This is a genomic window from Plantactinospora sp. BB1, from assembly GCF_003030385.1.
GTDB lineage: Bacteria > Actinomycetota > Actinomycetes > Mycobacteriales > Micromonosporaceae > Plantactinospora.
Genome location: NZ_CP028159.1, coordinates 6365936 through 6390106, shown reverse-complemented (window position 1 = coordinate 6390106; position 24171 = coordinate 6365936). Strand labels below are relative to the sequence as shown.

17 protein-coding genes and 3 pseudogenes are annotated in these 24171 nt (G+C 66.0%); 3 read left to right on the top strand and 17 right to left on the bottom strand.

Annotated elements, in window-relative coordinates:
- Nucleotides 1–2: 2 nt before the first annotated feature.
- Together C6W10_RS37555 and C6W10_RS27895 are read right to left on the bottom strand one after the other, a co-directional pair.
- The gene (locus C6W10_RS37555) at nucleotides 3–170 is read right to left on the bottom strand and encodes a hypothetical protein (protein WP_159104781.1); all 168 of its coding nucleotides are present in this window, start codon (nucleotides 168–170) and stop codon (nucleotides 3–5) included.
- A 297-nt stretch (nucleotides 171–467) separates the two neighbouring features.
- Nucleotides 468–1028, bottom strand: coding sequence for a hypothetical protein (locus tag C6W10_RS27895; RefSeq protein ID WP_159104780.1), 561 nt, complete (start codon nucleotides 1026–1028; stop codon nucleotides 468–470).
- Nucleotides 1029–1360: 332 nt separating this feature from the next.
- Between C6W10_RS27895 and C6W10_RS37550 the strand changes: the two genes are divergently transcribed.
- A complete protein-coding gene (locus tag C6W10_RS37550; RefSeq protein ID WP_159104779.1) occupies nucleotides 1361–1963 on the top strand; it encodes a hypothetical protein in 603 nt (200 codons plus the stop codon).
- Nucleotides 1964–1966: 3 nt separating this feature from the next.
- Here the strand turns inward: C6W10_RS37550 and C6W10_RS27890 are convergent, their stop codons facing one another.
- The 10 genes and pseudogenes from C6W10_RS27890 to C6W10_RS27840 all read right to left on the bottom strand — a co-directional run bounded on the left by C6W10_RS27890 (nucleotide 1967) and on the right by C6W10_RS27840 (nucleotide 12459).
- Nucleotides 1967–2173, bottom strand: coding sequence for a hypothetical protein (locus C6W10_RS27890; RefSeq protein WP_107261903.1), 207 nt, complete (start codon nucleotides 2171–2173; stop codon nucleotides 1967–1969).
- 466 nt (nucleotides 2174–2639) lie between these two features.
- A complete protein-coding gene (locus C6W10_RS27885) occupies nucleotides 2640–3866 on the bottom strand; it encodes a hypothetical protein (protein WP_159104778.1) in 1227 nt (408 codons plus the stop codon).
- Nucleotides 3867–3976: 110 nt separating this feature from the next.
- Nucleotides 3977–4789, bottom strand: a complete 813-nt coding sequence (locus C6W10_RS27880) for a hypothetical protein (protein ID WP_107261899.1) — start codon at nucleotides 4787–4789, stop codon at nucleotides 3977–3979.
- 754 nt (nucleotides 4790–5543) lie between these two features.
- On the bottom strand, nucleotides 5544–6080 hold the full coding sequence (locus C6W10_RS27870; protein WP_159104777.1) for a hypothetical protein: 537 nt from the start codon (nucleotides 6078–6080) through the stop codon (nucleotides 5544–5546).
- Nucleotides 6081–6407: 327 nt separating this feature from the next.
- Nucleotides 6408–7610 carry an McrC family protein gene (locus C6W10_RS27865; RefSeq protein ID WP_107261893.1) on the bottom strand — a complete coding sequence of 401 codons (1203 nt, stop codon included), beginning with the start codon at nucleotides 7608–7610 and terminating at the stop codon, nucleotides 6408–6410.
- Complete coding sequence (locus tag C6W10_RS27860; protein ID WP_234361958.1) at nucleotides 7607–9682, bottom strand: AAA family ATPase; 2076 nt, start codon at nucleotides 9680–9682, stop codon at nucleotides 7607–7609. Before C6W10_RS27860 ends, C6W10_RS27865 begins: the two co-directional genes overlap by 4 nt.
- Before the next feature lie 414 nt (nucleotides 9683–10096).
- Nucleotides 10097–10456: pseudogene (locus C6W10_RS27855) on the bottom strand (TGS domain-containing protein); the annotation flags it as partial.
- A gap of 103 nt (nucleotides 10457–10559) precedes the next feature.
- Nucleotides 10560–11132, bottom strand: coding sequence for a helix-turn-helix transcriptional regulator (locus tag C6W10_RS27850; protein ID WP_107261889.1), 573 nt, complete (start codon nucleotides 11130–11132; stop codon nucleotides 10560–10562).
- A 351-nt stretch (nucleotides 11133–11483) separates the two neighbouring features.
- Nucleotides 11484–12271: pseudogene (istB, locus tag C6W10_RS27845) on the bottom strand (IS21-like element helper ATPase IstB).
- Complete coding sequence (locus C6W10_RS27840; protein ID WP_107261887.1) at nucleotides 12271–12459, bottom strand: hypothetical protein; 189 nt, start codon at nucleotides 12457–12459, stop codon at nucleotides 12271–12273. Before C6W10_RS27840 ends, istB (C6W10_RS27845) begins: the two are co-directional and overlap by 1 nt.
- Nucleotides 12460–12522: 63 nt before the next feature.
- On the opposite strand from C6W10_RS27840, the gene C6W10_RS27835 reads away from it, so the two are divergent.
- Entirely contained in the window at nucleotides 12523–13080 is a 558-nt protein-coding gene (locus tag C6W10_RS27835; RefSeq protein ID WP_107261885.1) for a GNAT family N-acetyltransferase, read from the top strand.
- A gap of 17 nt (nucleotides 13081–13097) precedes the next feature.
- Here the strand turns inward: C6W10_RS27835 and istB (C6W10_RS27830) are convergent, their stop codons facing one another.
- From istB (C6W10_RS27830) to istA (C6W10_RS27820), 3 genes and pseudogenes are all read right to left on the bottom strand, one after another.
- Complete coding sequence (gene istB, locus C6W10_RS27830) at nucleotides 13098–13868, bottom strand: IS21-like element helper ATPase IstB (RefSeq protein ID WP_107261883.1); 771 nt, start codon at nucleotides 13866–13868, stop codon at nucleotides 13098–13100.
- Entirely contained in the window at nucleotides 13865–15277 is a 1413-nt protein-coding gene (istA, locus tag C6W10_RS27825; protein WP_107264345.1) for an IS21 family transposase, read from the bottom strand. The genes istB (C6W10_RS27830) and istA (C6W10_RS27825) overlap by 4 nt, the downstream gene beginning before the upstream one ends.
- Nucleotides 15278–15378: 101 nt before the next feature.
- Nucleotides 15379–16518 (bottom strand): annotated as a pseudogene (gene istA / locus C6W10_RS27820) (IS21 family transposase); the annotation flags it as partial.
- A gap of 71 nt (nucleotides 16519–16589) precedes the next feature.
- Here istA (C6W10_RS27820) and C6W10_RS27815 point away from each other — a divergent pair.
- On the top strand, nucleotides 16590–17162 hold the full coding sequence (locus tag C6W10_RS27815) for a hypothetical protein (RefSeq protein ID WP_234361459.1): 573 nt from the start codon (nucleotides 16590–16592) through the stop codon (nucleotides 17160–17162).
- A 33-nt stretch (nucleotides 17163–17195) separates the two neighbouring features.
- Here the strand turns inward: C6W10_RS27815 and C6W10_RS27810 are convergent, their stop codons facing one another.
- Both C6W10_RS27810 and C6W10_RS27805 read right to left on the bottom strand, forming a co-directional pair.
- The gene (locus C6W10_RS27810) at nucleotides 17196–17549 is read right to left on the bottom strand and encodes a hypothetical protein (protein ID WP_159104775.1); all 354 of its coding nucleotides are present in this window, start codon (nucleotides 17547–17549) and stop codon (nucleotides 17196–17198) included.
- Nucleotides 17550–17553: 4 nt separating this feature from the next.
- Complete coding sequence (locus tag C6W10_RS27805; protein WP_107261879.1) at nucleotides 17554–24060, bottom strand: RHS repeat domain-containing protein; 6507 nt, start codon at nucleotides 24058–24060, stop codon at nucleotides 17554–17556.
- Between the last annotated feature and the right edge of the window lie 111 nt (nucleotides 24061–24171).

Below are 24171 nucleotides of genomic sequence, written 5' to 3'. Positions count from 1 at the left end.
CTTCATAGTGCGGACCGGTCGAGGTCGTCCGCCGCCGTGGCATCGCCGCGTGCATCGTCTGCAACCCGTTCGCGGTCCAGCATGCGAAGGTGAAATCCGTCCACCTTGAATGGTGTCGGCGTACGGATGAACGTGCCCAGGTAGGTACGGACGAACGGGACCAGCCTCATGCCCAGGATCCGAGAGGTAGGTGGTGGTGCGGGTCTGCTGAAACCTCCTACCGCGCCGCTTCCGCTCCTCGCCGCTGCGCGGCTGCGGTGCGGGTCGGCTTGCTCCCGAAGCATCACCCGCAGCGCTCGCGCGGTGCATGCAGCCTCTACCTGCTCTACGGTTCCGCTCGGGTCGTCTGCAGACCCTGCAACGACGGGCTGAGGTGCTCGTCGATCGATGACCGCTTCGGCCTGATCAACGAGTGGCTCTCGGTCTGGTGACCGGGGGCCGCGTATGTCCAGGCGAGCTGGCGGAATTCACTCGTCATAGGGGCCACGATTGCGGTAATCACCCAGCTGATAGCCACTCTCCGTCGGGTCGATAGCCGCGAAGTTCGCCCTGTACCTTCGAACGGCCTCAAGTTCGGGCCCCATGTGCGGGAACAGGCGTTCAACAAGCAGGCCCAGCTCCAGCAACTCTGCATCCCTACGGCCTGAGGCATTTGCCACATCAACCTGCGCGAGCACAGCAGCCGCTAACGCCTGCCCCGCCACGTTGCCGTGCATATGCTCCGTAGCCTCACCGCGTGCCTCCTCCGCCTGCTCCTGAGCCCGTACAGCTTCACCGCGAGCGGCGACTGCACTTCCACGGCTCACGCTCGCACCGAAGAAGGCTCCGACTCCCGCGAACACGATGGCCTCGTATCCGGCCAAAAGGTAGATCAAACGGTCCCAGTTCTCGTCGCCGCGCAGGAGCGTCAAGCCCACGAGCATCGCAACGAAGACGATGATGAGGGCGATGACCACTCGGCGCTGTGTTTTGCCGAAATCAAGGGCCGGCTGCTCTGCATCTGAAGACTGCGTCGGGTTGGTGTCCACCGCGTTATGGTTCCAGCCTCCACGAGACAAGCCAACGACAGTCGTCTACCTGACAGCTGCGTGACTGTCGGGCCGTCGCCGTCCATGATGCGCGCGTGAACGAACCCACCCCGCTGCGCAGGTTCGGTAACCAGTGGAAGCCCCGACCGAGCGGCTTCTACGTGCCCGAAGGCCACGAGCGCCTAGAGCCAACTGCCCCACCCGCCATACCTACCCCACCCGTCAGGCCGGCCTGGGCGCCACCGGTCCTGCCAGCGCCAGCGTTTTCGCCACCAGCCGACTCGCCGACAGAGCGGCATAAAGTCACCGAGTGGCTCCAAGGCATTGGCACCATGGTCGCCGCCGTCATCGCTGCCTTCGCCTTACTCGTAGGGGCGCTGGCCCTGCAAGACCAGCAACAAATCAACCGCGACCAGATTGCGTTCAATGAGGAGATCAGGGAACGCTCCGCGCGACGTTATGCATCCCGCGTCGCCTGGAGATTTGACCCATCAGGATCCGGATTGCTCGTAATTGAGAACAGAGCAACATCGCCGCTGAGGTCCGTATTCCTGAGAATCGGGGGCCGCTGGTCGTTTGGTGATGACAACGGATGGATCGGTCAGGGTGTGGAAATAGGAGAAGTGCTGGCATGTTCTTCAAACAACTTGGTGGCGAGGCGAAGGGTGGCAGCGTCGGGATCCCGAGACATTCAAGTCAGCTTTCAAGAAGTTCCAGAAGAAGACGCAACGCGGTTGATATTCTCGGATTACCTGGGGAGATGGTCACTGTCACATCGGGGCGAACTTGAGAGATATTCCGATCCAATGAGATCGCAGGAGCCGCCGCCATTCGAACCTAGAGGTGACGAAGAGAATCGTTACCCCATGGTGGGATTAATCTACTGGGAATCGGTCAAGGTCGGAACCGTGTCGGACTGTGGCGAGAGTGGTTGAGTGTTACTCGCACTGTTCGGTGTCGCCGCGTCCGTACCCCTCGCAGCAGTCCACCACATGCGCGTACACCCGCAGCTCGCCACCCTTCACCCACTGATGCTCGCCGGACCGCTCATACAGGCACGCCCGCCACACCAACGTCGGACCGGAAGTCTCCATCTGTTGGCCGCCACCCGGGCCACCCTGCAACACCACCAGATCCCCGACCATGCCGGGCAGGGTAGCGGGGAGCGAAGGTCCTTGGTGGGTACGGCGAGTTGGACATGTTCACGCGTACCTGACTGGCCATGCCAACCTGTACGCCGACAAATGGGTCGACAATCAGCGCGAGCCGCATCGTTCGGATCATGCTCTCGCCTGTCGCTATCGGAGTAATCAGGAGTCGCCGCGGCGTGCTCAAGAAATCATTTCTGAAAAAGCAAGCTATTTCGGGGCCTCACACTTGACCTCAACGCCGGCATTGACATGATCGTCGGCGACAACGACGTCTGGCGGTGGATGAAGCGCGGCCTGACCAACATCGCCGCCCACGGCGTCGACCACCTCGCCGACCTGGTCAGACAACGCCTACACGCCTGCCAACAACAGACCAATCTCCTCGCCGGGTTCCTCACCGACACCGGCATGACCCTCGACCCAAACATCGTGACGGCGCGATCCTCAGCCCTTCAACCTCTTAGCGCACGACCGCCGACGCGGGCACGAAGCCGCTGGCGCCCTTCCACACGTCGAGTAGGTACCATTCGTCGTTCAGCAACACGCCGATCGGGGCGTGGGCCTCTCCGACGACTCCTTCGTGCGGTCCGCCGCCCGGCCCGACGGTGATGCTTCTCGCGTCGCGGGACGGCCGTTCTCGCACCGTCGTGCCCGGCGCCACGGTGACCCGCGCCGACCGCAGTGGCGTGATCACGACGGGCTGGCACGCCTCGAAGGCGACCCCGGCGCAGTACTCCCAGTGGGAAAGCGTGTAGCGACCTTCCCGCATCGTGTACACGGAGTAGAGCGGCTCCTGGCTGACGAACAACTCGGTCGCAATAACCTCCATGGCGCCGCCGTTGCCTGAACGCGTCGTGACGGTCGCCTTCGCCATCGCTTCCGCCGAGCCGAACACGGCGACATCGGTGTAGGCGCCGAGCGATCGAGCCAGGTACACGGTGATCCAGCAGCCGGCGGAGCCGCAGTACCCAGACGTGCGGTCGAGCACGACGAAGTCGATCAGCGCGTCCGCGTCGAGGTCGTCGGCCACGACGATGTCGAAGTCGAGGTCGCCGGCACGTACCCGGGACCCGTCGCCGTCGAGATGCTGCGCGGTGAACCACGCCTCGAACGCCTTCCGCTGCCGCTCCGGTGACATTCGGTCGTCGGTCGGTGGCGACAGCGGCGCGGGCGACGGTGAGACCGACGGCGGTGCCGTGGGACGCTCGAGACGCCAGAGGTTGAGCTCCAGGCCGGGCAGGGGCACCTTTGCCTCGCCCTCCCACTTGAGAAACCCGCGGCCGAGCCGTGCGCTGACCGCGACGGTCGGGGTCGCCTTGAAGTCGCCGCGGAAGCCGGCCAGGTCGCTGGTGATCGTCGGCCCGATCGTGACATCCAGGGCAACCGTGAGCTTGGCGATGCCGACCGGATCCTTGCCGGTCAACTCCGCCCGGAGCCCGGCACTCACCCCGAACGAGACCTCCACCTGCGGTACGGCCGGCGCCTCGGCCATCTCTTCGCCGGTCAGGAACCGGTCACCGTGGAAGCCGCCGCCGTCGGAGCGGTATCCGGCCTCAAACCCGAGCGAGGTCCGCGACTGTATGACGCCGGACTTCCAGCCACCCTCGGCCGCCACGAAGGCTTCGCCGACGACCTTGAAGTCGCAGCCCAGCCGGACCGGTCCGATTCGGACGATCCGGGCCAGCACGCTGTCACAGCCGATCCGGATGTCGTGCTCAGCCTTAACCGCACACCTGACCGCCAGCGTGAACTCGGCCTCCGACCGGTCCTCCAGGGCCAGGTCTGCGCCGACGGAGATCAACACAGTTGGACTGACGATGCCATCCCAGGCGAACTCGCCGTCGAGGTCGAGGTCGATGTTGTCGAGCCTGTACCTGATGCTGCCGGCGCTGCTCCGCTCGCCGCTGACCGGCCCGACGCGTTCTCACCCGGCGTGCAGTCGGAATCTCGAAGGCTCAGCGTCTGGCTGAACTCCACGAGCGGCTTGGGCTCGTCATCAGGCGCGAACGCCGCCGGGCGAAGGAGCGTGAGCCCGTCGACCGCGTCGAGCCGGATGACCCCCGCGGGCAGCGCCTCGTCGAAGGTGGCCGGCTGGGTGTCCACCAAGATCCGGTCGCCGCTGTGGCGCACCGCCGCGACCCGCCGCACCAGCAGGTGGGGTACGCGGGTGCCCACACCGGAGATGAGATGGTCGCCCGGCTGGAGGGCCGCCGCCCGGAGGGAGCCCGCGGCGAACACGACCCGCAGGCCACGGATCTCCAGGATGCCCGGGTCGTTCGGGTCGAGCACCTCGGTCGTGTCCGGGATAGCGACCCGGTACGGCGCGGCGGCGAGCGTGGTGCGCCCCGGCTCCACCACCACCTCGTGCCGCTCGTCGGCCGGATGGAACGTGGTATCCGCGCCGCGGACCGACTCGATCGTCACCGTGTACACCCCCGGAGGCACGCGCCGCTCCTCGGAGGCGGTGACCATGTAGCTCGACCCCGCCGGCCCGGCCACCCCGACGTGCGCCACCACACCGGGCGGCAGCCCGGTGATCACCACCCGCAGGCGAGCCAGATCCGGCCCGCCGCTGGCCGCAAGTCCGACCGAGGCCAGCAGCACGATCACGACCGACAGGCTCGTACGACGAAGCATCCTCCGCCCTCCCACCAGCAGCGTTCGCCCCGGATGCGATCCACATCGCACAACGACACGGCACGCCCGCTGGCGCCCTTATGCCCGGAGTTCAGCCGTCAGCTTGTCTGCCATAGCCCAAACGTCATGCCCTTATCTCAGTACTGCTCACGATGATGTCAGGCATCGGGTGTGTCAGCTGTCGGGTGAAAGACCCACAGCGGTGTCGTGTCGCAGCACTCCAACTGGGAGTCCCTGTCGTTTCATGCAGGTCGTCCACGGGGGACGCGATGATCGCAGCCGAGCGGGCCGCAACAGCGCTCGCACGCTACCGAGGCTTCGGCGACCACCGCTGATCAAGCAAAGCAGGCGCGGACCCGCTCGTGCGACGAGGCGATGGTGAAGTTCGGCCGTGCCTGCGGCGCCCTGGCCGGGGCTCGGCCGACCATCGTCCACTTCCTCACTCCGTGATCCGGTCGCCAGAGGTCCGGCCGAGACGGCGGCGGATGCCGAAGGATCAGGCCGCGACCGGGGCGGTGTCAAGGCCGACGCGGCCGACCCCGACCGGAGAGCCGCTTCGCGCGCTCGATCGTGGCCGCCTGGTCGAGGCGGTAGTAGACCGTCCCGCCGACCCGGTGGCGGGCGAGGCCGTCGCGCTGGGAGCAGTTGCGGAGCATGGCCTCGGTGACGTCGGGGCCGAGGATGGCGGCCAGCTCGGCCCGCGGCGAGACCGGCCCCGCCAGGTTGCTCAGAGTCCAGTTGTGGTGACCTCGAACTTGCCTGCCACAGAAGGCTTGATCTTGCCGGTCAGACGAACCAGCACTCTACGGTCGGTCGGCTGGTAGTGGTACTCCGTCCCCATGATCTGAATCTCCTTCAAGGTCTTCTGAATGAACTTGGACCGGGCATCTGCATCCTCGGCAGTCGCGAACACCTCGACCACCAACCCGCGATCGATCCCGTACTTGTCCGCGTCTCGATCACCGCCCGGCACGTCCGCCGACGCGCGTGAGGTGTACCCACCGGGACGGCCGAGCAGGTCGTTCGGGTCAGTGTCCTCGTTCTGTGCGGCGATGTTGGTGACGGGAAGCCCAGCGTCGCGGAACGCGTCCACGACCGCCTTGGCGGTCAACGTCGGCTCTTCCGCACGGTCCTGGGCGGCCGGGGTTGTCTGTTCGGTGGCAAGGCCGGCAGGGGTGGATGCGGGTGGTTTGTCGGCGCATGCCGTGAGTCCGAGAGCGAGGGCGAGCGCAGCGCCAGCGGCGGCTAGCCGGGAGACAGTCAAAGGGGCACTCCTCGTTGTGACCGAACGAGTGAACCCGGTCATGGTCGGCAACGGAGGATGGAGCACGCCATCGGCTGTAACGGCTTCCGGGTGTCGGGTTCCCTACACGACCGCCCCCACAGGGCACCTCACCCACGGGGTGTGTGCCGATGGTATGTGGCCGGGAGGACGGCGACGACTACCAGCGGTAGCGGCAAGCCTCGGCCACGCCAATCAACCCACGGCCCCCAACGCGGCAGTCGGTAGGCCTGTGGCCAGCGGGTCGGCGCGGTGGACGCCGAGAGCGGTGCTCACGTGGATGCGAACAGGCGACGGAGCGGACTCACCCTAGGTCGGTTCGCTGCTCTTCGTGACGCCGCTGGCGTCATGGGCAAGTGTCTGAATCTGCCCCAGCAGGCCTGTCGGTGTGGCGCTCAGGTCGAGCGGATAGCTGACGAGGTCAATGGCAGTGTTGCGAACCCGGGTGCGGCGCGGTGGTGTGGTGCCGTGCGCGTAGACGAGGAAGCCGCGCGTTGCCTGAAGAGCGGTGCAGTAGGCGAGGAGTTGGTAGATGTCGCGGTTGTGGCCGACAGCCTCGTCGATGACGTACTTGGCGTCAACGACCGCGAGGTTTTTGCCGTCGTGGGCGTAGACGAGGTCCGGTCGAATTGAGACGTCGCTGTTCGTGTCGAGGTAGGACCGCAGCTGGGTGCTGGTGGCTCCCCGGTAGGGCAACAGCGCTTCACGGAGGGCGATGGTGGCGAATCGTTCGAATAGGGGCGCCATCCTCACCACGAACGAGGCTGCGGTCAGGGAGCCTGGTCCGTACTCGAACGACTGGTGCTGCAGGACGATGCTGGCCAGGCGAAGTGCGGCCGCGTAGTGGGCGGTGCGCCGGTCAACATGCCACCGGGGCGCGGGTCGACTTGTGCGGAGCAGGCTGACACCCCGCAGCATGTTGTCGAGTTCGTGGAGGCGTCCGTGGAGCCGGGCGGGCAGTCGGGGAAGGCTAGCCATGCGATGCAGGGCGGTGCGGAGGATTCGGTGCTCGACCGTGTCGATGGTCAGTTCGTCGTACTGGACCTCGACGGGGGTGAGTAGACCGGGCCGGCGGTTGATCTGCTCGGTGACGGAGATGCGGCCACGGATCACTGTGCTTGGCTCTTGTACCGTCTGGTAGCCCGGCAGCAGCCTGCGGCGGATTGCCCGCTCGGTCTGCTGGATCAGCGACTCTGCCAGTGTTGGCCACAGCTCGTCGGCGGTGTCCGCGCCGGCTTCGTGTCCGCCGAATCCGGGCTCGTTGGCGTAGCCGAGCAGGAACAGCAGCCGGGAGATGCCGACCTTCGGGCGGACCTCGATGTCGATGTCGCCGAGGCGAACGGCGCCGACGCGCTGGTCGGGTACGAGCCGCCACCAGCCCGGACTGGCCGTATGCACGTTGACCAAACCGGTGGCACGTAGAAGGTCTGCGTGACTGTCGTCGAGCGATACGACGACGCCGTCCCGGTCGAGTTCGTCCAGAACGATCCGACGAAGCGCCTCCTGTGTCACCCGGTTATCGCAGGGGTGCTTGCCCGGTCGGCGATTTTGGCCCGGATGGCCGCCAGGCCGTACTTCTCCTGCAGTTCCACGCGGGTCATTCGGCGGTGAAAGTGCTCCTCCAGCAGCGGCAGCAGGTCGTAGCGCCAGACGCGCTCGAGCGCCGCCGGGTCGTCGAGATCGGATCTCATCAGGTAAGAGGGTCCGATCTTGATGTCGTGCGCGTCGGGCCCGAGTGTGTCGTTGAGTTCCTGTAGCAGCAGTACTCGTTCGTCGTTGGGCCGCCCGTGTTTGAGCGCCCACCGGCTCAGGACGCCACGCACCGGCATCTCGTCAGGATGCAGCTCAACGAACGGGAACCTGCGCCGGATCGCCGAGTCGACTGCGGTGATCGACACATCGGTGCTGTTCATGGTGCCGATTAGCAGCACGTTGGGCGGCAGCCGGAACTCTTCGTCCGGTGAGTACTGCAACCGGATTGGATGGTCCCGCTTGTCGAGTAGGTAGTACAGCTCACCGAAAACCTTCGCGAGATTGCCGCGGTTGAGCTCATCGAGGACCAGCACGAACAGCTCGGCGGGTCGCGCTGCGGCGTTGCGGGCGATGTCGCGTAGCGGGCCGTCCCTCTTCTGGTAGCCGACCGTGCCGGTCTGAGCTTGCTCGACCGGACGAAAGCCCTCGAAGAGGTCCTCGTAGGCGTAGGACGGATGTAGCTGCACGATCCGGACTGCGTCCGGGCCGGCGATGTGGTAGGCGAGCTTCTCGGCAACGAACGTTTTGCCGGTTCCCGAAGGGCCGTAGAAGACGAGCTGGCGGCGCTGCTGCAGCAGGTCGATCATCTCCTGCAGCCAATCACGATCGACGTTGAGATCGTCCGCAAGCTCAGCGGACGCCGATCGGAACGTCGGTTTCTGCTCAACCTCCGTGAACACCTGCGCCACCTCCAGGACTTTCGGCGGCTCCTCTGCGGCCGGCGACTCCACAGCCCTGGCCTCTGCCACGGCTACCGCCGTCCTGGGCCGTGCTCTCCACATCATCTCCTCCACGAGAGCCAACGCACGCTGGCCGCACGGAGCGAGCAGTTCGGGGCCTGCAAGCAGATTGTCCGGGACCGCCTCGCGGGGGAAGGGCGACCGAGCCCAGCGCACCTGACGCCGGACCACACCATGTGAATGTCTGGCCGTCCCACCGAACGAACCGAGCCACACCTTGTCACCGAAGTCGACAAGCACACGATCCTTCGCCGCGACCTGCGACAACAGTGCATACGCCGTGTTCGTCACCTGCGCGCGCAGGTCGTACGGCGCGTCTCGCATCGCGTCGTCGACGATGCCAGCCACCAGTGGCCGGTTCGCGTCCTGTAGGACCCGCCTGCTATCGGGCAGGTCTGCCTCGATTACGCCCCGCTCTCGCCACCGAGCCTGGCGCTCGCGGTCGGCGGGTGCCAGCACTCGCCAGAGTAACGGCGCATTGCGCAGCGGCCGATGAGGTGGCCGCCAGTCACGCTGCCACTGTGGCTGATAGAACCGCACCGGCATCGACTGCTCGTCCTCAAGGCGACGCACGATACCGACGAGATCCCGGTCAAGGTCACCTGTGGAGGGGGACAGCAGGTGCGCGTAGGCGTCACGGACCTGGATCTTGTGGGCCCGGCTACGCAGCGGCAGGAAGTCGTTCGGGTGGCAGAAGTACAGCAAGGCATGTTGCAGCGACTGTGGTGCGGGCGACCTGTAGACGAGTTCCGCCAGCATCAGCGGGTCGCGCAGTCCACGGTCCTGCTGATCCTGCGACAGGGTGCCCCAGAACGAGACGAACTCGACGGCGTCGGCGAACCACCGATGCAACGCCGAGTCCGCCGTCCGCCGCCCACCCCAGAGCCCTCCGGCAAACGCCTCCAGCACCACACTTGGGACAACTACCGGCAGCGGCGACCGAGCCAGCACCGCCTCGACCCGCTGCGCCTTACTCGCGGCGCTGAGCCCGTCCAGTGGCAACAGATTCAGTGTCAGCAACTCTGCGGCCAGCACAATCACCTCGTGGCGCGCGCCGCTGAGCCGCTCGCCCAGCTCGTACAGAAACTGCATCGCGCTCACCGGTCGCCCCCCGCGACCAGCGCGGCTGCTAAACTCCGCGGCCACCTGGAGCTTCCAGGCGCCCGCGCCGGGAACGAACAGCGAGTCGCTCCGATGCAGCCCGGCTTGAAGAATCGACTGTCCAACTCGCTGGATCCGTCGATCCGCAGACCCGACCGCACTGGGCACCTCGAACCTCGCAACCACGGACAGACTCTCCCTGACGATCTCGAAGCGACCGCAAAGCTATCCGGCTGGTACGACATCTACCCAAGCCGTGCCAGAGGATGTTGTCCAGAAGTCCGATGCGCGGCGACGTCCGGGCTGGTCACCCTGGACCGGTGCACTCCTCAGGCCTCCCAGCCGATACCGAACCGCCGGCCGACATGCAGGGTGCAGTCGGTGAGGTCGTCTCGGCGATCGGCGCTCGGTGTGCACCGCGTAGGCGAAGTCCACCGGCGTCGAGGCGGTCGGCAGCGGGATCACGTCCCCCTTGGGGCTGAAGACGTAGACCTCCTGGCTGGACAGGTCGAAACGGAGCGCGTCGAGGAACTCGCTCGGATCGGCCGCCTCCCGCTGCCAGTCCAGCAACTGCCGCAGCCACGTCATCTCGTCGATGTGTGCCGGCGGCCCGACGACCGTCTCGCCCTTCTTCTCCTTGTACTTCCAGTGCGCCGCGATACCGAACTCCGCCGTACGGTGCATCGCGTACGTCCGGATCTGCATCTCGACCGGCTTGCCGCTCGGCCCGATCACCGTCGTGTGCAACGACTGGTACATGCTGAAGTTCTACCTGGTAGACCGAGCGTGCACCATGCGAACCGCACCACCATCGCCACCTGGGGCGCTTGACCAGCTCAAGGGATACGCGGTCGGCTCCACGGATCGGCTAGAAACCGCCACTTCGGAGCAGGCGCTCAGAGACTGCTTGCTCGACCGGGATGGCCGAGTTCTTCCTCAAGCGTCTCGCGGATCTTGCGGAGCGTGCTGTCGTCGGCTTGCTAAGCAGAGAGACCACGACACCGAGCTCTACCGCACGACTAGCCGATGGCCGGCTATGAGCCCGCCGCTTCGGTGGGTCTGGGTCCTCCTGCCCCTCCGCCTCGTCCGGAGGGGCGCCGAGTGCGATGCGCCGCGCTTCGCGGATCCGGCTTATGAACTCGACGAGGACCGGCTCACCGTTGAGTGGGTCGATGACGATCAAGTCCGGCTGGTCACCACCAGGCAGGACCCGTTCGACCGCGGCGTTCGCACCGTACGCATCCATAAAGTTCGGCATTTGCCCGAGGGCAGGGGTGCGCTTGCCTACTTCGATCAGGCGGAGGTACTCGGAGGAGAGCCCGAGCTTGGCCGCCGCATCCGCGCGGGTCATGCCCGCCTTCCATCGCAGACGTTCCAACAACTCCCCGAATCGAAGGTTGTGTGAGGCCTTTCCGGGCCCGACGGTCAGGTCGATGCCCACGTCTTGGGCTCTGGTCCGAGGAACCGGGACACACCGTCTTGGCCGCTCACATCACCGCGGCTGGCCACAGACTTCTCAGTTCATCTATCGAGTCTTCTGTGGCCCCGCCCAAACGAATGACGCCAGCCGCCTGCACATCCGCTCATCGGCTGCTTGTTTCACTGCGGTAGGATCCGTGGCCCATCCAGGCTTTGAGCGAGGGCGCGGGTGTTCGCCACCGGGCAGGGCCGCAAGACCGAGGCCCACCGACGCGCACTCCATCGCGCCGGGTCGGCACCCAGATGGTGTCAACGCCGCCCCAATCCTGAGCACTGCCGTCCGGCTGAAACGGGACCACCTCGGTCTCGTGTTTCAGTCGTTGGTCTTGGTGGCCGCTGGGACGCGGCCGAGGTCGCGGTCTTTGAGTCGGTAGCTGTCTCCCTTCATTGAGATGACTTCGGCGTGGTGGACGAGGCGGTCGATCATGGCTGCGGCGACGACGTCGTCGCCGAAGACCTCGCCCCAGCGGCCGAAGGGTTTGTTGCTGGTGACGATCAGGCTGGCGCGTTCGTAGCGGTTGGAGACGAGTTGGAAGAACAGGTTCGCGGCTTCGGCTTCGAACGGGATGTAGCCGACCTCGTCGACGATCAGCAGCGGGATCCGGCCGAGTTTGACCAGCTCGTCCTGAAGGCGTCCGGCGTGGTGGGCCTCGGCGAGGCGGGGCACCCACCCAGCGGCGGTGGCGAACGCGACCCGGTGCCCGGCCTGGCAGGCCCGGATACCCAGGCCGATGGACAGGTGAGTCTTGCCGGTGCCGGGTGGGCCGAGGAACACCACGTTCTCCTTCGACGCTACGAAGTCGAGGGTGCCCAGGTGCGCGATCGTCTCCCGTTCAGCGAGCGTTGGTGGTCGAAATCGAACTCCTCCAGGCTCTTGCGGCCTGGGAACCGTGCGGTGCGGATGCGGCCTTCGCCGCCGTGTGCCTCCCGGGCGGCGACCTCGCGTTGCAGACAGGCGGCGAGGAACTCCTCGAACGTCCACAACTCCGTCCGGGCCCGCTCGGCCAGACGTTCGACCGAGGCGGCCAGGGATGGTGCTTTCAACGCGCGGGCGAGGAACGCGATCTCGGAGGCCACGTTCCGGCTGGTCTTGGCGGCCATCAGGCGGTCACCTCGTCCAAGCCGAACATACGGTCGTAGTTGGCCAGTGCCCGTTGTTGCACCTGGGCGTCGACCGTCGCCGGTTGCTGCCCTCGGGCGGCGGCCCGCAGGTCCGCAGCTGTCGGCGTACGAGTTGGTGTACCCAGGTAGGTACGGATGAACGCGGCCAGTCCGTCCGGTGAGGTCAACGGCTGGGGGTGACAGCGTCGGCGGGGGACTGCCCGAGGTGGCCTGTGACGTAGCTTGGTCCGGTGTCGTTGGCCTATCCTGCTGTTGATCTTACTGATGGGACGGTTTGTCTTCGTTCCTGGCGGGAAGATGATCTGGACTGTGTTCGAGCCGCGGCCCATGATCCCCGAATTGTCGAGGCCACGACGGTTCCGGGAGTGTTCTCGGTCGATGCAGGACAAGCGTTTATCCGTCGGCAGTGGAGTCGAGCCGACAGCGGTGAGGGTGTCTCGCTTGCGATTGCTGATGCGGTGACTGGTCAGGCGATCGGTTCGGCCGTGCTCATGCTGCGGCCGCAGCCGGGTGTGGCTGGTCTTGGTTACTGGCTTATCCCATCGGCGCGGGGGCGAGGGATCGCCACGCGTGCGGCGAGGCTGGCGTCTTCGTGGGCGATCGACGTCGCGGGCATCGCGCGGGTGGAGGCGTGGGTGGAGCCGGAAAACGAGGCGTCACGGCGGGTTCTCACCGCTGCCGGCTTCGAGCAGGAGGGTGTGCTGCGCAGCTTCCTGGCTTTCGCGGGCCGTCGCGCTGACGCGGTGGTCTTCTCCAAGATCCGGGACACTCGTCCTCGACAAGCATGAGGGGATCCTGGCTGGGTTCAGGCGACGTTGGCTTGGCCGTCGATGGCGGTGAGGCGGTTCTTGAGTCGGTAGCTGGGTCCGTTGATGGCGACGACGTCGCAGTGGTGCAGGAGGCGGTCGAGGATGGCGGTGGCGAGGACTTCGTCGCCGAAGACTTGGCCCCATTCGCCGAAGCTCTTGTTTGAGGTGAGCAGGGTCGAGCCCTTTTCATAGCGCTTGGAGATGACCTGGAAGACGAGGTTGGCTTGGGCGCGTTCGAGGGGTTGGTAGCCGACCTCGTCGATCACGAGGACGTTGGGTCGTAGGTAGGTGTGCAGTTTGCGGGCGAGGCGTCCGATGGTGTCGGCGGCGGTGAGGTGGCGGACCATGTCGTCGAGGCTGGTGAAGTAGACGGTGAACCCGGCTCGGCAGGCGGCGACGGCCAGGGCGACGGCGATGTGGGTCTTGCCGACGCCGGGCGGGCCGAGGAGGGCGAGGTTGGCTTTGGCCTGCACGAACGCGAGGGTGGCCAGGTCCCGGATCTTGCGCGGGTCCAGTTCGGGTTGGAACGCGAAGTCGTATTCGTCGAGGGTCTTGTGGTGCGGCAGTCTTGACAGGCGCAGTGCTGAGCGAAAGCGGCGTTCGTCGCGGACGGCCTGCTCTTCTTCGAGGACCAGGTCGAGAAGGTCGAGGTTGCCCATGGCCTCGGTGTCGGCGCGGGCGGTGAGGTCGGCGAGGGTGCGGGCCAGGTGCGGCAGGCCGAGCCTGGTGGCGGTGGCCCGGATGCGGTCGGCGACGAGGTCACTCACGAGGTCGTGCCCTTCGGGTAGCTGCGTGTTGTGGTGAAGGGGCTGGTGCCGGCGATCTGGTCATAAACCGACAGGGGCCGGCGGTCGACGGTGACCTGGGCCGCGGCGGCCCGGTTCAGCAACGCCTGCAACGGACCGCCACCAGGTGCGGGGCGGGTGCGTGGGGGTGGGGTGTCGCCGGTGGTGGTCGATCGGGTGTGTCCGTCGGGCAGGCCGTCCCAGTGTGCAGGGTCGACGATCCGGGCGCCGCGTCCGACCGCCCGAGGGTGGCTGGCTAGCAGCGTCTCGCCGTGCGGGTCCGGGATGGTGGCGTGGATGGTGATGGTCGCGGCGGTGGCCCGGACCTCGACCAGCTGCCGGTGACGGACCCGGCGGGCCGGAACGGAGTAGAGGTTCGCGTCATAGGCGACCAGGCAGTCTTTGCCAACATGCCGCAGATGCCGGACGGCGACCGCATACGGCCGAGCCGGCAACGGACGTAGTGCGCCATGATCGCGGACCGCACGAACTCCGATGACCTCACCGTGGGTGCGGTGGGTTCGGGCCCGCCGCATCGGCACCCACGCTTGAAACGCGGTATCGAGATCGGCCAGTGACGAGAAGCCCCGGCCAGCGAGGACGTGATCGCGGACGATCGTGACCTGCCGTTCGACCCGGCCCTTGCCGGTGGGTCGGTAGGCGGCCAGGACGTCGATGTCGAAGTCGTAGTGCCCGGCGAACGCGACCGCCTCGGGGTGCAGCGGCACCGCCTGCCCGGGGGCGACGTGCCGGCGCACGACCGTCTTCGTCCAGTCGTAAACGATCGACTTCGGCACCCCGCCGAAGTGGGCGAACGCCCGCCGGTGACACTCCCAGAACGCCGACAGGTCCTGACTGGTGGTGAAGCAGCAGAACGGGTCCCGCGAATACGAGAGCACCATATGGAACGAGTACACCTTGGCGATCCCGACGTGAGCCAAAATCCCGCCCTCGTCGCCCCAGTCGACCTGCGCCTGCGCACCCGGCACCACCTCGAACCGGCGGTGCAACCCGGCCAACTCGTCCGGGCCGATGCCCATCTCCGCAGCGATCCGCGGCCGAGCCTCCTGCAGATACAGCTTCACCCGCTGATAGTTACCGGCGAACCCGTACTGCTCAACGAGCCGTTCGTGGATGACCGTGCCCTTGAGCAGTAACTCCGCCCGCAACCACGCGTCGATCACGTGCGCGAACGGGCTCAACACCGACGTCCGGGCATCCCGACGCGGTGACCGCTGAGGCGGCGCCGGCGCAGCCTCGCCGGCCAGGTACTTCCGCACCGTCCTGCGGTCCAGCCCAGTCTCCCGAGCGATCTGCGACAGACTCAGCCCCGCCTCGTGCAGCGCGCGGTACCGGCGCAACTCCAGCCACCGCTCCGACCGCAGAACCATCGCCACCCTCCGCCCCAGCTCATACCGGGCGAAGTCTTACTCATCGGACACCCCACCAGGCCATCGCCACGCCGTGACCTGGCCGCGTTCATCCGTACCTACCTGGGGACACCAACCCGTACGCCGACAGCAGCGGCCTGTCGATGCCGCGGGTCGGTGATCGTCTGATGTCGTGCCCAGCAGCGGTCGTGGTGGGCGACCAAACGGCCGTCGCAGAACACCTCTACCCGCTCGCAGTCGGCGGTGACCTCGACACGACGTCCCACGACGGACGGGTGCACCGAGTAGTCGTTGGCGTCCAACCGGACGTAGTAGTCCCGGGGCAGGCGTGTCGCGGACCGCCAACCCACTGTCGGCGCCACCGGCGGCAACTCCACCATCGCAGCCCGGTCAGCGTCCCACCGGTCGACCGGCCGGCAGCCCAACACCCGATGCCGGCGCTGGTTGGCCCGCACCAGCCAGTCGGTCAGCTGGATGTTGAAGTCGGCAGGTGAGCCGAACCGGCGCCCGGGCAGGAACGACGTCTCCAGATAGCCGTTGGCGCGTTCGACCAGGCCCTTGGCCTCCGGATCCGCCGGCCGACACTGGATCACCTTGATACCGAGAGTGCCACGGAAGCCGTTCATCGCCTCCGTCAACTGCGGCCGACCGGCCCGCCACTGCCCGACCGCGGACTCGTTGTCCCACACCAACACCTTCGGCGCCCGCCCCCACCCGGAGATCAGGGTCCAGTGTCCGACCAGCAGGTCCGGTGACTGCCGCGATGGGATCATCACCGCCGACAGCCACCGTGAATACCCCGACACCATCACCAACACCGGCGGCCGGTCAGCCTGCCCGAACCCCAACGGCACGTCCGCCGGTGGGAACCACAGATCACACTGCGCCAACTCACCCGGCAGGTAGTCCGTCCGCTGGCACGGATCCGGCCGGCGGAACAACGGCCGCAACTGCTGCACCCGGTCGCAGAACACCGTCTTGCCCCGGGTCCACCCGACCCGCTCCATCAACACGGTCGAGGGCATCTCCGGGAACTCTGCCAACAACGCCCGGATCTGTGGTTCGACCGCGTCCACGATCGAACCCTTCGGCGCACGCCGATACCGCGGCGGCTCGTCACTAGCCAAGGCCTTCTTCACGGTGTTGCGAGACATCCTCAACCGCCGTGCGATGGCCTGGATCGCCATACCCTCCGACCGCCGCAGCCGCCGGATCTCCGCCCAGTCCTCCACGCTCAGCACCTCCCGATGCTTCAGGAGGTGGTCCAGGTTCAGCCGGAACCACATGGTCAGTTTTCAGGCGGAACCGACAGATGGCCGGACTCCGCCCGGTCGTCAACGACGAGCAGCTCGCCTTGCTGCGGATCCTGGTCGACCGACGCCGGTCCCTCGGCGAGGACCACACCCGGATGGTGCCCCAACTGCACCAACTGCTCCTCGAACTCAATGCGGGTGGGGCGAAGAAGAGCCTTTCCGCCGCACAGGCCAAGGCACTGCTGGCCACGGTCCGGCCCCGGGACACGGTCGGCGAGGTTCGGCGCCGGGTCGCCACGGAGCTGATCGGTGACCTCGAACGCGTCCAGCGGCGTTCCAAGGGAGCCGACAAGGAGCTGAAGGAGCTCCTGGCGTCCACCAAAGACCACGCTGATGGACCCGGACGGCATCGGACCGTCTGGTGCCGCCCGGCTGCTGGTCGAGCACCGACGCCACTTCCGCACCCGCAACGAGGCCGCCTGAAGATCGCCACCTGGATCACCGACTTCTGCAATCGGCGCCGCCGGCACTCCGTCTGCGACTGGCGATCCCCCATCGACTACGAACGATCAGAGACCCGCGCCCTGGAGGCCAGGCCGCTTAACGGAGCCCTCCACGATTCCAAGAATTGACAGCCCGACAAAGAACGAGTATTGGGCAAACCGTCACTCCATCAGCTTGTTCCGTTCATACAGGTAGTCGCGGATCGCCCAATCCTGCCGATCAAGGTAGGCCTCCCAGAAACCGCTGACCCCCCAGGAAGACGGCCCCAGCGTCAGCACCCCGTCATTCTGACGAGCCACCCAACCAGGCGCGATTTCCGCGTCCAGAACTTCGAATAATCGTATGTCGAACAGCGGTGGCGCCTCGTTAGGGACTACCTCGATTCGAAAGTAGGCAAAGTGCCCGGACTGGACCGAAAGCTCCAAGACGACGTATTCACGTTCCGGATCAAGTGAATCAACTCCGTGGAATTGAATCGGCCCACGCGGAAAGAGACCGGCATATCTGACCTTCATTTATCTACCTAGCATTCATGACGACCTTGTAATCGTAATCGTAAGCCACGGAGCCGGTCTTCGGATTGTAGTAGAAGTGGACTTGAAAATCGCCGTATGGGCTCTGATGCGTCCTGGTCGTATACTTTCCCCAGTCGGCGAGGTCACTACCGTCTTGGACGAGATGTGCTCTGAGCCCCGGGTTTCCGAGATCGGTACCACGGATAATCAGATGAGACTCATCAAGAGCCTGTCCAGTAAGCTCACCGCCTTTTGTAAAGACCGAGTTCGCCGAATCCAAGCGCAGCGCATCGGCAAGTTTCTTGCCGTTCGCGATATTGGAGGCACCACTATCACCAGCGGCTCCGGCTACTCTGCCGCCGAGCCCCGGGAGGCCGGTCATGGCGCCGATGCCGGCCCCACCGAGCAGACTGCCGGTGGCCGCAAACTCGCCTGCTCCAGCTGCGGCGCCCGTTAAGCACGCTGGTCCGGCGTAGGCGCACCCGAAGGCTCCGACGATGAGCGCCATAAGCGCAGCTTCCTCCCAGAAGCCGGATTCGGGCAACACCGGGTTATTGACTTCACAGCTCTGTGAGTCTACTCCGGTCAGATTGGTGCATACGTACATCCAGTTGTCAGTGCTTTGGGCGGCGAACTTCAAGATCTCACGCCAGGTGAACTTTTCGGAGCCATCGTATCCGCGAATCGCCATACCCCTCAGCAGGTCGCGGTCCACCTTGACGGGAGTGTCCAGGACTTCGTCAAGGTTAGGTCCGTCCGTGCCGGTTGGTTGCGATGGTTCGCTGTCATCGTCGCTGTCTGAACTTCCGTTGCCTACGGCGCAACCGACGCCGGCCCCACAAACCAGGCCGAGTCCGCTGGGGTCGCTGTTCGCGATCGGGCTGTTGCCCCCGTACTGGTAGGCGTTGTACTGACGGGGGTCGTTGGCGACGAGCAGTGGGTCGACGGAGATGAACCGGCCAAGGGTGGGATCGTATTCGCGGGCACCGAGGTGGGTGAGTCCGGTGGGGTCGATCTGGCCGCCGACGAATCCCTTCTGATTCGGCCATACCGGTACCCCACCGCGGGGATTGCCGTAGGGGGTTTGTCGTCGGATGGTGACTGCCTCGCTGGCGGCGTCGATGGCGGTGTATTGGGTCCCCTGGTGGTCCGTGTAGATCCAGTTCAGTGCGGTGGGGGTGCGGGAGGCGATGAGCTTGCCGGCGAAGGTGTAGTAGCGGGTTGCGGTGGTGGTGGTGCCTTCGCGGCGTACTTCCTGGCCGGGGAGGTAGAGGGTGGTGCCGTTGGCGTCGCGGCGGAGGAGGCGGTTGCCGTCGGCGTCGTAGATGTTACTGCCGGCGGTGGCGGCATCGCCGGAGATGCTGGCTAGCCGGTTTTCGGCGTCCCAGGCCAGGTGTTGAGAGTTGGTACCAGGCGGGCAGGTGTTGGCGGCGGCCCCGGCGGGCCGGCAGGTGGTGTTTCCTGCCGCGTCGTATCCATAGTTGGTAACGACGGCGGGTTGGCCGGTGCTTTCGGTGGTCACGGTGGTGACGGCATGGGGTCGGACGACATTCTTGCCGCCAGTGGGCACGGTGTAGGTGCGGGTGGTGTTCCCGCTGCTGGTGTGGCTGGTTTCAGTCAGGCGGTTGCCAACCTCGTCGAAGGTCCACCCGTGCCAGTACGGGGCTGGCCCGCCGAGGTTGGGCACGGTGGGGTCCGTCTCACAGTTCACGCCGGTCTTCGGGGTCCACGCAGCGGTGAGGCGTCGGAGGCCGTCGTGGCGAAAGCATTGCCGGTCGACAGCGCCGCCGTGTGGGCTTTCGATGATCGAGGAGATGCTGCCGGCTGGGTCGTAGGTGTACCTACGGTCGGAGACCGGGCCGTCGGCACCATTGAACCTGACGTCGATCCCGGTGATTCGCCGGGTCGCCTCATCATAGGTGATGGTGTCTTCGACGGGGTCCGCACTGCTCGTTTGGCGTCGGGTGCGTAGCGGCTCACGAAAGGCCGTGTACTGCTGGTTCGTGACGTAGGTGGCCTCGTAGGACCCGGTTGTCAGTCCCAGCGACAGCCCGGTGGTCTCGTCATAGACAGTGGTGACTTTCTCTGTGGCCAGTCCGCCGCCGACGGGATAAGTCATCTCCGTCGGGGAGCCGTCATAGTCGGAGTAGTTCTGGACGAAGGTCCATGTGCGTGCGAGCCCGGTGCCCTCGGGTGCTGGGATGACGTAGTCGACGGCGGCGGGTTTGTAGCGGGTACTGAACGTGCGTACCTGCATTTTGTACGGGGCAGTCGAGCCCGGCGGCTCGTAGCGGAGCGTCTCGGTGAGCTGACCGCGGAGGGTCGGTCCGCTGGCTAGCTTGTCGTACTTCCACTCGGCCCGTTTCTTGAGCGGGGTAATGGTGTCATCGTAAATACCGGTCTTGCGGCCGAGTTGGTCGTAACTGTAGGCGAGGACCTCGCCGTTGGCGTCAGTGGTCTTGATCAGGTCGTCGTGGTCGTTGTACTCGGAGGTGCTTTGGCCCTTGTCCGGGTCGTTGGCCTGAATCTGGCGGCCTTTTGCGTCAAAGGCGTAGGTCCATTCGTTGCCGTTGGGGTCGGCGATGGCGACGAGTTGGCCCTTACGGTTGTATGTGTAGCTGGTGGTCTGGTAGTCCCCGTCGACACCTTGGTCGGTGGTGTGTTGGCGTAGTTCGATCGTGCGCCCTTGGGCGTCGGTGACGGTGGTGGTCGGGACGCCCCCGTCCGGCGGTGTGACCTGGGTTGTGTCACCGGTGGGAACGGTCGTGGTCCGCCACTTCTCGACCAGGTTGGTGGTGTCGCTCCCGGAAGTCAGGAGGATCTCGGCGACCGGTCGCGAGGCGTCGTCATACACGGTCTTGGTCACTGCGGGCACATGCCACTCGGGCTTCCACCACAGGCCCCCGCCAGGAGTGCCGGGTTCGTGGTGGGGGGCGTAGGTCATCTCCCGCCGGCCGGCCTTGTCGTAGAGGGTGTCGGAGATGATCCGACCGCCGCCGACCGCGTCGGTCTGCGTCTGTCGCGGCCGCAGCAGCGCGTCGAAGATCTCGTAGACGATACGGTAGTTGCCTCCGGCGTGCAGCGTCTTCGTGGCGACGTACGGGTAGGCGTCCCGTCCGGGCGCGTAATGGTAGGTGAACGCAGTGGAGGGGCTGTTCTCGCGGCCGGCCCGGTTCCAGCCGAGTTTCCAGACCTTGGCGATGCGGCCGAGTGGGTCGTAGACGATCTCATTGACGCGTCCGTTGGGGTCAGTGGTCTTGATCGGCGAGCCCCAGTACGGGCGGATGTCAACGCTGCTGCTCCAGGCCAGGCCGCCGTTCGGGTCGGGGGTACTGGTGGTTACCTTGGTGACCGGCCCGCCAGAGGCGGGGGTATAGCCCGTCGTGGTGGTGACACCGCGAACGTCTGTCGCGGTCAGAATCCGTCCGAAGACGTCGTAACTGCTGAGGGCGTTGGTCTGCCATACCGTGCCGGTGGAGGTTGTCCAGTCTTTGAGTTGTTCGATTTTGGTGACGGCGCCGGTGGTGGGTGAGGTGTCGGGGCTGGTGGCGCCGTCGTAGTAGTTGCGGATGTCGGCGATGATGTCGGCTGCACTGGCCGGGTTAGTGCCGCAGGCGAGGGCGGTGGTGGTGCTCTGCTTCACCGTCCCGGTGAGGTTCTTGCCGGTGTTGCGGTTGTAGGTGTGAGTAGTGCACTTTTCGTCGCCGGGCTTGTCGGTGTCGCCCGCGTCGCTGACCCAATCAAGGGTGCCGTAGGTGTCATGGAACCGGGACTGGGTGCGGGTGGTCCGCCATCCGGCCTGGCCGTCCACGCCAAGCGCGGTCCCGGTGTAGGTGATAGTCGTGTTGGTAAACCGAGCGGTGACGGTGTCACTGTTGATCGTTCGCGTTGCGGTGGCGGGTGAGCGCCACGGGACGTTGACAGTCTTGGATACCGGTTTGCTGTTGACACCGTTGAAGACGATCTGCTCGCGGACCATACCGGCGAACTGGTCCTCGTCGTACACGGTCTCCGTGCCGAGGCTTGCCGGGACGTCCGCCTGGCGGAGGCCGCCGGACGGGGACAGGCGGTCGCCATGCATACCGCGCAGGTAGACGGTCCGGGTCAGGGTCTGGCTTGGCGCCTCGCCGACGCGAACCTCCACGGTCCGGTAGCCGCGGAACTGGTTCCACGTCTTACGGCTCGGCTTGATCAGGCCGTCGTCGTCAGCATAGTGCCACGCCGGACTACCGCCGTAGCTGTAGGTGGTGTGTTTGACTGGGGCGGTGTACTCGTTGCCGTCGACCGTCACCCGCAGATCGGACTCCGACACCTTTTCCACGACGTACTTGTGCCACCACTCACGAATTTCCGGGCCAGTCGGGTTTGCCGGGTCCGGGCCGATGAGCGGGTAACACAGCTTCGTGTTTGTGTGCGGCTCGGCGGGCAGGTTTCCCTCAGCGCACTCGCGGGTCTGGTAGGTGATCTGAATCTTGGCGCCGGTCTCGGTGACGATATTCCCGATCCGGTTGCGGTTGTTGCTGGTGTTGTTCGCCGTCAGGACCCGATTGGGCATCGAGGTCGGCTCGAACGTCACCGGCGGCATCGCCACCGGATCCACCGGTGTGGGCCCGGTGGAGTCACTGTCGACGACGAGACCGGTGTGGACGATTGAGTTGAGCCACATGCCGGCGTAGTCACTGCCGTCCCCGACCGGCGGGTAGCTGTGGTCGAGGGTCCACGAGTCGACGGGCTGCCACGCCGGCGTGCTCTTGGTGGTGTCCAACACCTGGCTGGTGACCTTCGCCAACCGCTTCGTCGACCAGAACGTCGGGGAGGAGTTGTCATCGCATGCGGCGGTGGCGCTGGCGCATTCCTGATCCCAAGGCACATCCTTCCAGTGCGTGGCGTCGTGAATGTCGCAGTTGGACTCGCACCGGTTCCCCGGCTGGAAGATCACCTGGGCGGTGGGAGCGACCGAACGGCTTTGTGTCCCGTTGGGGAGAGTCCGGTCCCAGGTGCCGTAGTCGATCCGCTGCAACGCCCCGCCCCGGATGTAGGCGGCGTTGTCGCCCTCACCCAGGTTCCTTGCGTAGAAGTTCGTTTCTGTGTCGTACCAGTAGGACGTGGTGTTGCCGTGCGGGTCGATGACGTAGTCAAGGTTCCACCGCCACGCCTGGGCACAGAACGAGTCGTCGAATCCGCCGCTGCTGCTGTGGCACGGCTCGTTGTCGTGGTTACCGGCGACCGGCACGGTCCAGGTCGAGTTCGTCGCGGTCGACTGGCCGGCCAGATTGTTGAGGCCGAAGTAGTACTGCACACCGTCGGTGGTCGTCACCCTCCAGTGCTCACCACCTTGGGCGCCGTTGTTGGCATCCGGCAGCTTTTCGATCTTCGCGCCGTTCTCGTTGCGGGGATGCCAGCCCTTTCCTTCCTGGAACACCAGCTCGGTGCCGTTCCCGTTCAGTGACATTGTGGCGTTGTACGATCGCCAACACAGATCACCGGTCCGCTCGCTGTTGTTCCCGCCCGTCATGTCATCGACACACGGCACGTAGCTGCGCTCGATGAATCCCGGGGAGTACTCGAAGCCCTCACCCACCCAGGACGGCTGGTTGTTGTCCGCGCTCGAGCGTCCGTCGGTGTTCGATGACGAATACGACAACGCCAGGTTCGGCGTCGGCCCACCCAACGACGACGGCACACGCATCGGATAGGACCAGGTGAAATCGCCGGTCGAGCCGCCCGACGACCACGTAGCCGACGGCGCCAACGGAGTAGCCGTGAAATCTCCCTCCGGGCCGGACGGCCCAGCCGCCAACACCACGAGAGTGCCCGTCGGCGCGGCCGCCACCTCAGCGGTGACGGTACCCTCGGCGGCGTTGTTCACCGACAGCAACGGCGCTGCCCGACATGCATCGCGTCCAAGTGCCGGCTCGGTACACGATGGTGGCAGCTGCCACAGCCGCAGCCGCGACGCCCAGTTACCGCCAAACGCATACCGGAAATCCCGGTAGTCAACCGACAGACTCACCTGCGCCGCCGTGTTGACCACAGGCGTCACTGGCGTCACCCGGACCAGCAAGCCGTCCCGCCACGCCGCCGTCACCGCGCGGTCGAGCACCTCGACACTCACCTCGGACAACGAACCGCTTCCAGCGGTAGGGGCGACGCGCAGCGGTAACCCATCCGCCGGCACGCCACGCGCGGCGGCCACGGCCCGCTGTGCCCCGTCGGGCAACGTCACCCGAGCGATGCCTGGCTCTGGCCACACCGGTGACGGCAGCACCGCACTGGCGGCCCGTTTCGCCGGCCAGGCCTTGCCCTTCGCCGGCCCAGCAGCAGGAGTCCGCCTATCGAGCCCGAAAGCCGACTGGCGCCACGTGTCAGGTGCTGTGGCCGCTGCAGGCGGGACATGCAGGAAGGTGACGACCATGACGGCGCTAACCACGCCGGCGATCAGCATGCGAAACCTGACCGCCAGTCGCAGCGCCCGAACCACGTCAACCCACCAGTCCAACACACCGTTCATGACTGCCTCCCGCCCTGACCGCCACACGTCGAGAATGAGTTGGCACCCACCGCCTGCCTCGGATCGCCTGCCACGGCAGTCGCGGCGGGCGATTCCGTGTCGTCATCCGCC

Coding starts and splice junctions, on each gene's coding strand:
- C6W10_RS37555 (WP_159104781.1), bottom strand. CDS start 170: ATGAGGCTGGTCCCGTTCGTCCGTACCTACCTGGGCACGTTCATCCGT.
- C6W10_RS37550 (WP_159104779.1), top strand. CDS start 1,361: ATGGTCGCCGCCGTCATCGCTGCCTTCGCCTTACTCGTAGGGGCGCTG.
- C6W10_RS27890 (WP_107261903.1), bottom strand. CDS start 2,173: ATGGTCGGGGATCTGGTGGTGTTGCAGGGTGGCCCGGGTGGCGGCCAA.
- C6W10_RS27860 (WP_234361958.1), bottom strand. CDS start 9,682: ATGCAGTTTCTGTACGAGCTGGGCGAGCGGCTCAGCGGCGCGCGCCAC.
- istA (WP_107264345.1), bottom strand. CDS start 15,277: ATGGTTCTGCGGTCGGAGCGGTGGCTGGAGTTGCGCCGGTACCGCGCG.
- C6W10_RS27815 (WP_234361459.1), top strand. CDS start 16,590: ATGGCCGGACTCCGCCCGGTCGTCAACGACGAGCAGCTCGCCTTGCTG.
- C6W10_RS27810 (WP_159104775.1), bottom strand. CDS start 17,549: ATGAAGGTCAGATATGCCGGTCTCTTTCCGCGTGGGCCGATTCAATTC.
- C6W10_RS27805 (WP_107261879.1), bottom strand. CDS start 24,060: ATGAACGGTGTGTTGGACTGGTGGGTTGACGTGGTTCGGGCGCTGCGA.